9 protein-coding genes and 2 tRNA genes (1 of these 11 cut by a window edge) are annotated in these 12939 nt (G+C 53.1%); 5 read left to right on the forward strand and 6 right to left on the reverse strand.

Going from position 1 to position 12939, the window contains the following annotated elements; all coding sequences use genetic code 11:
- The 3 genes from V6942_RS16415 to V6942_RS16425 all read left to right on the forward strand — a co-directional run.
- Positions 1 to 55: transfer RNA gene (locus V6942_RS16415), tRNA-Ala, on the forward strand (it extends 121 nt beyond the left edge of the window).
- A gap of 40 nt (positions 56 to 95) precedes the next feature.
- A tRNA-Ala gene (locus tag V6942_RS16420) sits at positions 96 to 171 on the forward strand.
- A 186-nt stretch (positions 172 to 357) separates the two neighbouring features.
- On the forward strand, positions 358 to 2559 hold the full coding sequence (locus V6942_RS16425) for an EAL domain-containing protein (protein ID WP_106924193.1): 2202 nt from the start codon (positions 358 to 360) through the stop codon (positions 2557 to 2559).
- Between the two features lie 35 nt (positions 2560 to 2594).
- On the opposite strand, the gene nupC is transcribed toward V6942_RS16425, so the two are convergent.
- Positions 2595 to 3797, reverse strand: a complete 1203-nt coding sequence (nupC, locus tag V6942_RS16430) for a nucleoside permease NupC (protein ID WP_106924194.1) — start codon at positions 3795 to 3797, stop codon at positions 2595 to 2597.
- Between the two features lie 334 nt (positions 3798 to 4131).
- Here nupC and V6942_RS16435 point away from each other — a divergent pair, with 334 nt between their 5' ends.
- The gene (locus tag V6942_RS16435; RefSeq protein WP_182967350.1) at positions 4132 to 5367 is read left to right on the forward strand and encodes an Nramp family divalent metal transporter; all 1236 of its coding nucleotides are present in this window, start codon (positions 4132 to 4134) and stop codon (positions 5365 to 5367) included.
- Positions 5368 to 5457: 90 nt separating this feature from the next.
- Positions 5458 to 7005 carry a hypothetical protein gene (locus tag V6942_RS16440; protein ID WP_333501498.1) on the forward strand — a complete coding sequence of 516 codons (1548 nt, stop codon included), beginning with the start codon at positions 5458 to 5460 and terminating at the stop codon, positions 7003 to 7005.
- Here the strand turns inward: V6942_RS16440 and V6942_RS16445 are convergent.
- From V6942_RS16445 to mgrA, 5 genes are all read right to left on the reverse strand, one after another.
- Positions 6998 to 8209 carry an N-acetylglucosamine-6-phosphate deacetylase gene (locus tag V6942_RS16445; RefSeq protein WP_333501499.1) on the reverse strand — a complete coding sequence of 404 codons (1212 nt, stop codon included), beginning with the start codon at positions 8207 to 8209 and terminating at the stop codon, positions 6998 to 7000. The two genes, V6942_RS16440 and V6942_RS16445, sit on opposite strands and share 8 nt — an antisense overlap.
- Positions 8202 to 9554 (reverse strand): class-II fumarase/aspartase family protein, encoded by a 1353-nt coding sequence (locus V6942_RS16450; protein WP_182930224.1) that lies wholly within the window; start codon positions 9552 to 9554, stop codon positions 8202 to 8204. Before V6942_RS16450 ends, V6942_RS16445 begins: the two co-directional genes overlap by 8 nt.
- A gap of 17 nt (positions 9555 to 9571) precedes the next feature.
- On the reverse strand, positions 9572 to 11131 hold the full coding sequence (locus V6942_RS16455) for a PTS transporter subunit EIIC (RefSeq protein ID WP_106924199.1): 1560 nt from the start codon (positions 11129 to 11131) through the stop codon (positions 9572 to 9574).
- A gap of 209 nt (positions 11132 to 11340) precedes the next feature.
- Complete coding sequence (locus V6942_RS16460; protein ID WP_106924200.1) at positions 11341 to 11661, reverse strand: DUF2502 domain-containing protein; 321 nt, start codon at positions 11659 to 11661, stop codon at positions 11341 to 11343.
- Positions 11662 to 11786: 125 nt separating this feature from the next.
- Positions 11787 to 12785, reverse strand: a complete 999-nt coding sequence (mgrA, locus tag V6942_RS16465) for an L-glyceraldehyde 3-phosphate reductase (protein WP_106924201.1) — start codon at positions 12783 to 12785, stop codon at positions 11787 to 11789.
- Between the last annotated feature and the right edge of the window lie 154 nt (positions 12786 to 12939).

Raw genomic sequence — 12939 nt, forward strand, 5'->3', positions numbered from 1 at the left:
GAGCGCTTGCATGGCATGCAAGAGGTCAGCGGTTCGATCCCGCTTAGCTCCACCAAATCCTGCTCCCATCAGGTTTTGGAACGTAAAGGCATTGTGGGGCTATAGCTCAGCTGGGAGAGCGCTTGCATGGCATGCAAGAGGTCAGCGGTTCGATCCCGCTTAGCTCCACCAAAATTTGAAACCCTCGCCTGATGGCGAGGGTTTTTTTTATCTCCTGTATGTACAAAAATACAGCGTTCCTCTTTTAAAAGACCGGTACAGATCAGGATTTCATCGCTTACGCTTGCGCCAATAAATTCGCGCCCCTAATATTCAAAGAGTCAAACTACGTACGATAAAGGATATCGGCAGATACGCATGACGGTCATCAGGAGTACCCCACTTAGGAAATTCTGCCTGGCTCTGATAATGAGCCTGGTGGCTATTCCATTATCCAGATATATCTCCCCAACCGCATTTTATGACGGGCATTCTGTATATCTGGCCTGGCTACCACTAGGCGTAATGATTGCCCTGATTATGCTTTTTGGTCGCCATGCTATTGCGCCACTAGCGCTTGGCTTTACCGTTACTAACTATTGGCAACTGCATTTATCCCCTTTTTATTCATTAACATTGCTATTCTGTCAGTTGGCCGCAGTTTGCCTTTGTTGCCTTATTTTACGCTATTCTCTAGGTCGTCGGTGGAGACATGGAATTCCTATAAAAAACATCGGCTTGAATGTATTTTTGTTAGGCTTTTCTGCCCCGATAATGGCCAAGATTTTGATGTATGTTACCGGCGAGATAATTTTTATCCCGGAATTAATGTACAGTTATTTTAATATAACATCAGTTATTTATACTATCGTTGATATACAAGGGCTGGTTTGCGCATCGCTGATTTTTACACGCCTTTTTTATTATCCATTCAGAATGTGCCTCAACCCGCGCTATGCCAGATCATTCTGGCGCAGGAATATTGTTTGCTATACCGATCTCAGGAATAGGATATTTATTACTTGCTGGTTTATTAGCCTGGTCGGAATGTTGGTATTCCTGTGTGCGCCGTTCGGCGACTATTATTTTGCGGGTTATCTGGTACCGGCCATATTTATCTTTTTCTCTTTTGGCATCAGCCAGTTGGCCTATCCCCTGGTTGTGTTGACCTGGACGGTGTCCGCCTTCCTGTTGGTGATGTACAACAAAAACTTCCTTCACGGCATACAGACCCAGTACTCTCTGGCCTTCATACTCTCATCGCTGATCTCCTTTACGGTATGTCTGCTCTATCTGCTACAGGTATACCACCGCAGCCAGAGGCTGCAGTCAATGTGGCAGGCTCAGGCCATGCAGGATCCGATAACCGGCCTGCCGAACCTGCGCGCGCTGGAAGAATACATGATGAAACCGCGAGCGGGTTCCGTCAGCATCTGTTGCTTGCATATCGGCAACCTGGATTTTCTCAGCCGCCACTATGGCATGACTATGCGTATTCAGTGCAAACGCAGCATTACTCAGGTTTTACAGCCGCTCTTATGCCATGAAGAAAAGCTGTTCCAGCTGCCGGGCAATGAGCTGCTTCTGGTGCTGAACGGCCCGGATACCAAAGCGCGACTGAATCATCTGATTGATTTTCTGAGTAACAAGGAAATCCATTGGAACAATGCGGTGCTGAACCTTGAGTACGCCATTTCCTGGTCGCCGGTGCATCCCCGGGATAAAAACTTGCACCATCTGCTGGGCCAGCTGAGCTGGCTGGTGGAGCAGGCCGATGAGGGAAACCAAATACTGAAGCTGGATAACGGCCACGTTGAAGCCTTCGATCAGAATAGCGAACGGGTGGTGTTGTTGAATCGGGTTAAAAACGCGCTGGACTGGGGCGGCTTTGTCCTCTACGCCCAGCCGATCAGAAAGCCGTCGGGGGAAGGGTATTACGAAATTTTAAGCCGTCTCGTCGACGCCAGCGGGGTTGTGACGCCGGATAAGTTTATTCCCGTGCTGGCCCAGTTCAACCTCAGCAAGCGCTTCGATATGCAGGTGCTCGAGTATTTGTTCAGCTCGCTCGACGATCTTCCGGGAATGAGCTTCTCGGTAAATTTGATGCCCTACACGCTTATGCAGAAGGGCAGCGCGGCTGAAATCATCGCGCTGTTCCGCCGCTATCGCGTCGACGTGAAGCGCATCATTATTGAGATTACCGAAGAGCAGGCTTTCTCTAATTCTGACGTTAGCGTGGCCAACATCCAGCAGCTGCGCCAGTTTGGTTGCCTGATTGCGATTGATGACTTCGGCACCGGCTACGCCAACTATGAACGCCTGAAGCGTCTGGAAGCCGATATCATCAAGATTGACGGCTGCTTCGTGCGTGATGTTCTGAATAACCCGATGGACGCAATGATCATCCGTTCTATTTGCGAGCTGGCGAAGGTGCGCAATCTGTCGGTGGTGGCAGAGTATGTGGAAACAGAAGAGCAGCAAGCGCTGCTGTCGCGCCTTGGCGTGCACTACATGCAGGGGTACCTGATTGATAAACCTCGCCCGCTGTGGCAGCTTGAAAACAAAAAAAAGGGCCTGTAACAACGTTACAGGCCCTGTGATGCTCAAGCGTCGCGTTACAGCACCAGCGCGGCGATAGAAGCAGACAGCACGCTCACCAGCGTAGAACCGTAAACCAGCTTCAGGCCGAAGCGGGACACCACGTTGCCCTGCTCTTCGTTCAGGCCTTTAATCGCACCCGCAATGATACCGATGGAAGAGAAGTTGGCGAAGGACACCAGGAAGACGGAGATGATGCCCACCGCGCGCGGAGAAAGGTCTGCGGCAATTTTCTGCAGATCCATCATCGCAACGAATTCGTTGGATACCAGCTTGGTGGCCATGATGCTGCCGACCTGCAGGGATTCGCTAGCCGGTACACCCATGATCCAGGCAACCGGATAGAAGATGTAGCCCAGAATACCCTGGAAGGAGATGCTGTAGCCGAACCAACCGGTGACGGTCGCGAACAGGGCGTTCAGGGCGGCGATCAGGGCGATGAAGCCGATCAGCATAGCAGCAACGATAATCGCAACTTTGAAGCCTGCCAGAATGTATTCACCCAGCATTTCGAAGAAGCTCTGGCCTTCGTGCAGGTTGGACATCTGAATGTTTTCTTCGCTGGCATCCACGCGGTACGGGTTGATCAGCGACAGTACGATAAAGGTGCTGAACATGTTCAGTACCAGCGCCGCAACAACATACTTCGGCTCCAGCATGGTCATGTAGGCGCCAACGATAGACATGGAAACGGTAGACATCGCCGTGGCCGCCATGGTGTACATGCGGTTGCGGGACATTTTACCCAGGATGTCTTTATAGGCGATGAAGTTTTCAGACTGGCCCAGAATCAGAGAGCTGACGGCGTTGAACGACTCCAGTTTGCCCATACCGTTGACTTTAGACAGCACGGTACCAATGGCGCGAATGATAATCGGCAGGATGCGGATATGCTGCAGAATACCGATCAGCGCGGAGATGAAGACGATAGGGCACAGGACCTTCAGGAAGAAGAACGCCAGACCTTTGTCGTTCATGCTACCAAAGACGAAGTTGGTCCCTTCGTTAGCAAAGCCGAGAAGTTTTTCGAACATCTCGGAGAAGCCTCTTACAAAACCCAGACCGATATCGGAGTTCAGGAAGAACCATGCCAGCAGCACTTCAATGACCAGTAGCTGGATAACGTAACGAATGCGAATCTGTTTGCGGTTGGAACTGACCAGCAGGGCCAGAATCCCAACCACCACGAGCGCGAGAATAAAATGCAAGACGCGGTCCATATTTGCTCCAAACATGAGGCGGGTTAAATTTTCGTGCACATTCTATGTAACACAGTTAAATAAAACGAGATCTGTCTCTCACTATATTCAGAACCTGTGAGCAAACTCAAAATTAGTGATCAACCATGCATTTTTGTGATGTTAAGTAAATGTATGAAAAGTTTCCATGTTGTACTACTCTCTTGTAAAGCGTATACCAAACCTTCCTAACCTCCAGTCTGGCTATTGGTTCCGGCTATCAGAGTAATCATTATCACCTTCCCAAATGAACTTGATAATCATTCTCATTGTGTTAGCTTAAAACATAGCAAAGGCTATGTTTTTGAGGCAGAGAATGACAAACAGTCGGATTGAAACAAATCGTTGTCGCACCGCGCGCCGTATGCGACTCGCGCTGATGGGGCCGGCATTTATTGCCGCGATCGGCTATATCGATCCGGGTAATTTTGCGACCAATATTCAGGCGGGCGCCAGCTTCGGCTACCAGCTGCTGTGGGTGGTGGTCTGGGCAAACCTGATGGCGATGCTGATTCAGGTGCTGTCAGCGAAGCTTGGCATTGCGACCGGCAAAAACCTCGCAGAGCAGATTCGTGACCATTATCCGCGTCCGGTCGTGTGGTTTTACTGGGTACAGGCGGAAATTATCGCCATGGCGACCGATCTGGCCGAATTTATCGGCGCGGCGATCGGCTTTAAGCTGATCCTCGGCATTTCTCTTTTACAAGGCGCGGTATTGACCGGTATCGCCACCTTCCTGATTCTGATGCTGCAGCGTCGCGGGCAAAAACCGCTGGAAAAAGTGATTGGTGGTCTGCTGCTGTTCGTCGCAGCGGCGTATATTGTGGAGCTGATTTTCTCTCAGCCCGCGCTGGCGCCGCTGGCCAAAGGCATGATTCTGCCATCGCTGCCGAACGGCGAGGCGGTCTACCTGGCGGCGGGCGTGCTGGGGGCGACCATCATGCCGCACGTGATTTATTTGCATTCCTCGCTGACTCAGCATCTGCACGGCGGCACCGCCAAAGAGCGCTACCAGGCCACGCGCTGGGATGTTGCCATCGCTATGACCATCGCTGGTTTCGTCAATCTGGCGATGATGGCCACCGCTGCGGCGGCGTTCCACTTCCACGGGCATACCGGTATTACCGATCTCGATCAGGCCTATTTAACGCTGGAACCCCTGCTGAGTCACGCGGCGGCAACGATTTTTGGTCTTAGCCTGATTGCCGCCGGCTTATCGTCTACGGTCGTGGGCACGCTGGCCGGACAGGTTGTCATGCAGGGCTTTATTCGCTTCCACATCCCCCTGTGGTTCCGACGGACTATCACCATGTTACCTTCGTTTATCGTCATCCTGATGGGGCTGGACCCGACGCGAATTCTGGTGATGAGTCAGGTACTGCTCAGTTTCGGTATTGCGCTGGCACTGGTGCCGCTGCTGATTTTTACCAGCGACGGCAAGCTGATGGGGGAACTGGTGAATACCCGCTGGATTAAGCGCATTGGCTGGGCCATTGTGGCCGTCGTGGTGGCGCTCAACGGCTGGCTGCTGATAGGCACACTGTTTAATTAACGTTCCGCTTACCGTGACCCGCTACAGGTCACGGTTTGCCAGCGGTTTTTTCGCTAAGCTGGGCTTTGCGCCAAACAGCAGCGAACGCTAATGAACTCTTTTGATCTCTCCTTTTTAAAATATCTGCAGGATAACAGCCCGCTGGCGGTCGATCGCGCGGTGCTGCGCTTTGGCAAAACCCTCTCCACGCTCAAACGCACCATGAAAGAGCTGAATGAACTGCTGCCGGAAGAGGTTCAGATTCACCTTGATAATCCATTCATTACCACCCGTATTGGTTACAGCGAGTATATTCAGTTTTTACAGCGCGTACGTTTTAACCGCTATCTCACCACCGGCGAGGAGCGAGTCCAGGATCTTTTCGTTGCGCTGTGTCTGAACGATGTCGTCAATAAAAACGAGTACTATAAAAAATTCAACGTTAGCGCAGGGACGGTGAAAAACGATAACCCGCTGATGCTCAGCCGGGTACAGGAGAGCGGGCTAACGCTGCTGAGCATTCCGCGCAAAGGGTCACAGCTGGTGGGCGACGAATTTCGCCTGCGCCTGGCTGCCTGCATGTCGATTCTCAAAACCGTTGAGATAGGTGAGGGAAACCGGCTGATCGCGCATCAGGCTAACGAACCGATCAACCGCTCCATTGCTGAACAATTTCTCCACGGCTGCGCGCATGAAATTACCCTGGCGGCTGAGTACTATGAGCGGCTGGTCAGCCCGATGACGCGGCTTGGCTACAACGGGCGAAAGTATTTGTTGGTTTACCTTAGCCTCGCGCTGCAGCGAATGAAGCGCGGGCTGCGCATGACCGATAGTTCAGCCACCACCTTTTTGACGACCTATGCCTACGGAGTGCTGGTCGATCGCGATGAAAATACCGCGCTGGATATGCTTATTGCCTCGCTAACCTTTACCTGGCGGCCCTTTACGCTGTACGACTCCCGGCTGATTCCTCATGTGAAACAGGCCTGTGAAGTCATGTCTCGCGGGCTGAACGCAGCGATATATAACCACGATGCCTGGTTTGAAGAAATTTACCATTTTCTCTACGCGGCCATTATCCAGAACAAACTGCACCTCTGGTTTGATGATAAAAAACTGCATGATGTTCAGCGTCGTTACCCTGATCTGTGGCACCTCGTGCAGCGGTCGCTGGAGAAGATTGAGCGCGGCTGGCAGACGTCATTCTCACCGATTCATCTGGCGACGCTGGTCCTGATCATTAAAAAACATGAGTTAAAGAATCGGGTCGTTAGTGACGCTAAAAAGCGGGTGATCATTGTGACTAACTCCTCGGAAAGCAAAGTCGGCTATTTCAAAGAAGTGCTGCTTTCCCGGTTTCACATTGATATTCTCGGCTGCGTCAATATCAATGAACTTGCTCAACTGCAGCAGCAGCCGTTCGACCTGCTGATTGCGTTTACCAATAAAATTGCCAGCCATTTGCGTCATGCTCAGCTGGCGTATGTGAAAGTGAATTTCTACCTGACGCAGGATGATTTCCAGCTGTTGCGTGAGCAGGGATTAAGCCCGGCACGCAAAAAAATACCTGCTGACGCGTTCGTGCAGCAGGTACAGGGAATGAGCCCGCAGGCTTTGAAGCGCTTTCTCGAGCAACAGTACGGTGATGTATTTATTTAACCTGCGGCTGACGAACGCCCCGGCACCACACTTCACGCAGCGTTTCCTCGGCATCCAGCACCAGAATATCGGCATCCTTACCGACGCTAAGGCTGCCCTTTCTGTCGGCTACGCCGGCCAGGATTGCCGGGTTGAGGCAGGCAACCTGTGCCGCTGATACCCAGCCGTGCTCCAGTCGTTTGACCACGTTCTTCACCGAATCAAGGAAACTCATCTCCAGCGTACAAACGGCCGGCCAGTCCTCGGCATGAATCGTGCGCGTACAGCCGTGGCCGTTGGTGATCTCCAGCGCGTGCTGGCGGATGCGAAAGGTTTCCTGGCGTAAATAGTGGTGAAACTCGAAGCCTTCCGGAAAATCGACGTAGCCCAGACAGTCACTCATCATGACCAGCCGACGATCCTTTTTCAGCCGGTAGAGAATATCGAACACCTCCGGACGTAGGGTAATACCGCTCTGCTTGGCAACTTCGGCAAAGGTGTCTTCGTAATACATCAGCGCGCCGACCACGCCGGGCTCACGGTGGTGTAACCCACGCATGGCGCTGAATGCATGGGTAAAATGATTCAGCCCCGCGTCGATGGCCAGGCCAATTTCGTCAAAAGTCGCGTCGGTGTGGCCTGCTGAGATGGTGACACCGGCCTGGTGCAAATGGCGAATCAGATCCAGCGCTCCGGGCAATTCAGGCGCCAGCGTCATCAGGCGCACATGGCCGCCTGCCGCCTGCTGATAGCGTTCAAAACCGGCAATGCTCGGAGGCTGAACGCAGTCCAGACGCTGCATACCGATAAATTTAGGGTTAATGTAGGGGCCTTCCATGTGGATGCCCACCGCCTCCGCGCCGTCAACGGGCGTTGCCTGTGCTATCCAGGCCGCGGCGTTGGCCAGGCTGGTCAGCAAAAAGTCTTCCGGCTGGGTGGCGGATGTGGCAAGCCAGGCGGTCACCCCCGCGTGCACCAGGTCCTGGCTCATGGCGCGCAGCGAGCGAGTCTCGCCTTTCCAGGCAAAGGAGCCTCGGCCCCAGCCGTGTACGTGAATATCGACAAAGCCTGGCATCAGCATAGCGTCACGGTAATCGATGACGTCTCCACGCGGCACGTCATCCATACCGACAATTTTTCCGCCGCTGACGTGCAGATAGCCGGCGCGGATCCCATCCGGGGTGACGATGCGTTCGCTGGCAAACGACAGCAGGGGGTCAGTCACCTTTGGCCTCCAGTACGCGCGCGGCGGTTTCAAGCGCCATCTCTGAGCACAGCCCAATGTAGTGCGCGGGGTCAATAAGCGCATCGATCTCCGCATCGCTGAAGTTCTGACGAATGACCGGATCGTGACGCAGGACTTCACCGTAGGGGATACCTTCATGCGTGCTGCGCATCGCCAACTGGTATACGCGTTCGTGAGCGGCGTCTTTACCCAGCTTTTCGACCAGATGCATCATGATTTTTTCGCTGTTAATCAGGCCGTGCGTCAGCTGTACGTTCTGTTGCATACGATCGGCGTTGATGACCAGCGTTCGGGTGAGCTCTTCGGCGCGCATTACTATCTCGGCGATGCATTCCATGCTCTCCTGAATATTTCCGTCGAAAATAAAATAGGCCGAACTGTCCGCTTCAAACGGCCGCGGGCTGACGTACAGGCAGGAGGTATGCACGGAGTAGAGCTTTTGCGCGTTGGCGATGATCCCTTTTGCCAGCTTCGGATTAACCTTCTGCGGCATCGTGCTGCTGCCCACGGTGCCTTTGGTGAAGGCTTCAGACACTTCACCAAACTCTTCGCTGGAGGTCTGATAAACCTCTTCGGCAATTTTGTGCAGGGTCGTGGCGAGCAGGCAAAGATTGCTGATGTACTCGGTGCGATACACGCGTGAGTTGCGAGAAGGGATTGCCATGGCCCGCATTCCGAGCTTTTGTGCAACGCTTTCCTGCACCCGGCGGCCGGTTTCGCCCGTCGCATGGAAAGCGCCAACGGCGCCGCCCATCATCACGGTAAAGACGCGTTTTTCGGCCTCCTGCATCCGCTCCCGCGCGCTCAGCAGCTCGTCAATCCACACGGCGGCCTTGTATCCCCAGGTGATGGGCAGTGCGTGCTTTCCATGGGTGCGCCCGGCCATCAGCGTGGCGTGATGTTCGCGGGCCATGCTGGCCAGGTTGTGCAGAATATCGTTGAGAAAGCATTGCAGCACGGCATTAAATTGCTTCGCCAGATACAGCTGGGCGGTTTGCTGAATATTCTGCGTGGTCACGCCGTAATGGACATACTTACCGCTTTCGCTGTCGCAGGCTTTGACGAGCACTTTAATCACCGGCACGAAGCCGTGGCCAATTTCGCGCAGCAGGCGCTCCATTTCGACCAGGTCGATATTCTCGACACGACAGTTTGCGGCAATATTCTCCGCCGCCTGGGCGGGAATCATTCCATGCTCGGCCTGCGCCAGCGCCAGCGCGGCTTCGACGTCCAGCCAGGACTGCACCCGCGCCTGCTGGCCGAGCAGGGTTTTCATTCCACGGTCATCAATCGTTTTACTTTTGGAGTCATACAGTGCGCGCATTTTCGCCTCCTGGTTGCTTATTTGGCGCCGACAAGACGGTCGTCGACCGCATTGCGAACAAATTCAACGTGTGGGCCAAAGACCACATGGACATGGTTACTTGAGGGGATAAAGGTCCCCAGAGAACCGGATTCTTTGAGCACGTCCATGTTGATTTTCTTTTGATCCTGCAAATCGATACGCAGACGAGAAACGCAGTTTTCGACGCGCTTGATATTGTCCCGCCCGCCGAGTCCATCAATGACCATGGCGGCGACCTTATCGTATTCCTTATTATTCAGCAGGGTGCTGTCAGCAATTTCACTTTCGCGTCCCGGCGTTTTAATATCAAACTTACTAATCGCAAAGCGGAACACGAAATAAAAGACAACGAAGTTCACAATGCCCAGGAGAATTAAACTAACCCAATGTGTGTTCTCGTACATCAGGCCGAAAATGCCAAAGTCAAAAATGGTACCGCGAATATAGCCGATGGAAACGTCCAGCATTTGCAGCGGAATAGTGAGTAGACCGCACAGCACCGCATAGACAATAAACAGCTTTGGTGCAATAAACAGGAAGGAGAATTCCAGCGGCTCGGTGATATTTCCAAGCATGGCCGTGAGCACAACCGTCAGAATCATCCCTTTGGCAAATTTCTTATTCTTAAAATAAGCCATGTGATACATCGCCAGGCCAATAGCCGGCACGCGGAATAGCGTGGTCAGCATCTGGGAGGAGGCGAGATAGCTGGTGAGGGTGGGCATGTACTCTTTCCAGGCTGGATGCGATGGCCCAAGCTCAAAGAGGATCTTATTCATCGCGGGCAAAATGCCAACGTAGGTTTGACCGTCAATCAGATAAGTGCCACCGGCCGCGGTGAAGCGCACCGTCGAGCTCAGCACATGATGCAGACCGAACGGAATCAGCAGGCGGTTTAGCGTCATGTAGATGCCTGCGCCAATATCCGGGGCCATCATGATGGTCGATACGGCGCGCATACCTGCGGTAAACAGATCCCAGATAAACGGAATGATCAGACCGACCGGGATCGCGAAGGCGATCGCCAGGATAGCCACCGATTTTTTACCGCTGAAGAAGGCAAACGCGAGCGGAAGCTGCAGACGGTAGAAGCGGTCGGTAATTTTTGCCGCCAGCAAACCGGCGATAATGCCGCCCAGCGCTTCGATCTTCAGCGTTTGTACTCCCAGCACCATCCCCTGTCCGACTAACGAAAGATCGCTTTTCGCCAGCGTCCCCGCCAGCTTCAGATGCACGTGCATGGCAATAAGCAGGGTCAGATAAGCGACCACCGAGGCAAATACTGCAATTCCCTTTTCTTTTTTTGACATGCCGTAGGCCACGCCCATCGCAAATAATAATGGGATATTATTAAAAACGACGCTGCTGATTAAACCCAGCGAGGATAAAACGGCCTTGAAAATATCATTACCTAAGAAGGGCAGTTTCTCGATCATATAGCTCTGGCCAAGCGCCGAACTAATTCCCATGATCATTCCAACGGGCGCGAGTACGGCGATAGGTAACAGAAGTGAACGACCGAATGTCTGAATTTCATTTTTAAAATTAGCATTCATGATGTTAATCCTGACGTGAAATATCTTGACGATAAGATACTGGCAGGATTTTTTTGCTCAAGGGCAAATGCTGAGAAATAAGAAGCGCAGGATTTGCCCATAAAAGAGCCGAAGGGCGTTTATTTCATTACGGTAACGATGACGAGGAGGAGAAGCCGACGCAGCTCGAAGGGCCGCGCCGGCATTGATATCATGGATTGGCTGCCAGATTAACGGTGCCCGTGGCCATGGCCGTGACCATGTCCGCGCCCCGGGCCGCGACGGTCATCGCGATCGCCCCAGCCGTCACGATAGCCGCGATCGTACGCTTTACGGTTGTCCCAGCCGCGGTGCCAGCCGTTATCGTGGCGATACCAGTGCTTATGCCAGTAATCACGATCGCGCCAGCGGCCGCCATCCCAGTAGTTACCGTAATTATCGCGATCGCCAATTTGTAATTTTATGGATGGCAGCAGGGTGATTTCACCAGCATTAGCAAACATCGGGGCCGATGCTAACAACACTGCCGCCAGAATCAGTGACCTGAACATACTTCTCTCCTATACGATCGTGGCCAGAAAGGCCTGTTAACGCAATATTACAATTCGGTAAACACCAGAATTATTGGGTTAACTCTTAAACCGCCAGGAGAGAGCATTTTTTGCTAAAATCGATGTTATTTTATACTGTGCAAAATGGCGTCAATTTCTGCGCACTCTTCGGCGCTGAAATGGCGGTTTGCCAGCATATTCACTGCATCCTCCAGCTGCGCCACCTTGCTCGCGCCAATCAATACCGAGGTCACCGCCTGCTGGCGCAGCACCCATGCCAGCGCCATCTGCGACAGTTTCTGCCCGCGTTTTTCCGCCAGTGCGTTCAGGCGACGCACGGCGTCGAGCTTGCTGTCGGTTAGCTGTTCTGGCTTAAGGAATACGCTGCCGCTGGCGGCACGAGAATCAGCCGGGATGCCGTGCAGATAGCGGTCGGTTAACTGTCCACCGGCCAGCGGTGAGAACGCAATGCAACCGACGCCCTCTTGCTCCAGCACCGTCAGCAGCCCGTTTTCCGCGCCGCGTTCCAGCATGGAATATTTGGGCTGGTGGATAAGGCACGGCGTGCCCAGATCGTTCAGGATCGCAATGGCCTGACGCGCAAGTTCCGCTGGGTAGTTGGAAAGCCCAACGTACAGCGCTTTCCCCTGGCGAACGAGATGATCCAGCGCGCGCATGGTTTCCACAAGCGGCGTCTCCGGGTCCGGGCGGTGGTGATAGAAAATATCAACATACTCAAGTCCCATCCGCTTAAGGCTCTGGTCGAGGCTTGAAATCAGATACTTACGCGAGCCCCAATCACCGTAGGGGCCTTCCCACATGGTGTAGCCCGCTTTGCTGGAAATAATCAGCTCATCGCGATAGGGGAGAAAGTCTTCGCGCAGAATACGGCCGAAGTTGCTCTCTGCCGAGCCGGGAGGCGGCCCGTAGTTGTTGGCGAGATCAAAATGGGTGATGCCAAGATCGAACGCGTGGCGCAGTAGCTGACGGCTGTTTTCTACCCGCGTTTCATCGCCGAAATTGTGCCACAGCCCCAGCGAAACGGCGGGAAGCTTGAGGCCGCTGTTACCGCAGCGCTGAAACGTCATGGTTTCATAACGCGCGGGATTTGCCTGATAAACCATTGTGTCCTCCGGAATTTCCGTTTGTGTATACGCTTACACTAGCGAATGTCCATTAGCTCGTACACTGCTGAAATCTGTAAAATTTGCTTTCCAGACGACTTTCTTATCAATACTGGACAGGGTTAACACTTCTTCAATACTCAAAAGAAATCAC

Source organism: Kluyvera genomosp. 2, from assembly GCF_036759865.1.
Lineage (GTDB): Bacteria > Pseudomonadota > Gammaproteobacteria > Enterobacterales > Enterobacteriaceae > Kluyvera > Kluyvera ascorbata_B.

Coding starts and splice junctions, on each gene's coding strand:
- V6942_RS16425 (WP_106924193.1), top strand. CDS start 358: ATGACGGTCATCAGGAGTACCCCACTTAGGAAATTCTGCCTGGCTCTG.
- nupC (WP_106924194.1), bottom strand. CDS start 3,797: ATGGACCGCGTCTTGCATTTTATTCTCGCGCTCGTGGTGGTTGGGATT.
- V6942_RS16435 (WP_182967350.1), top strand. CDS start 4,132: ATGACAAACAGTCGGATTGAAACAAATCGTTGTCGCACCGCGCGCCGT.
- V6942_RS16440 (WP_333501498.1), top strand. CDS start 5,458: ATGAACTCTTTTGATCTCTCCTTTTTAAAATATCTGCAGGATAACAGC.
- V6942_RS16450 (WP_182930224.1), bottom strand. CDS start 9,554: ATGCGCGCACTGTATGACTCCAAAAGTAAAACGATTGATGACCGTGGA.
- V6942_RS16455 (WP_106924199.1), bottom strand. CDS start 11,131: ATGAATGCTAATTTTAAAAATGAAATTCAGACATTCGGTCGTTCACTT.
- V6942_RS16460 (WP_106924200.1), bottom strand. CDS start 11,661: ATGTTCAGGTCACTGATTCTGGCGGCAGTGTTGTTAGCATCGGCCCCG.
- mgrA (WP_106924201.1), bottom strand. CDS start 12,785: ATGGTTTATCAGGCAAATCCCGCGCGTTATGAAACCATGACGTTTCAG.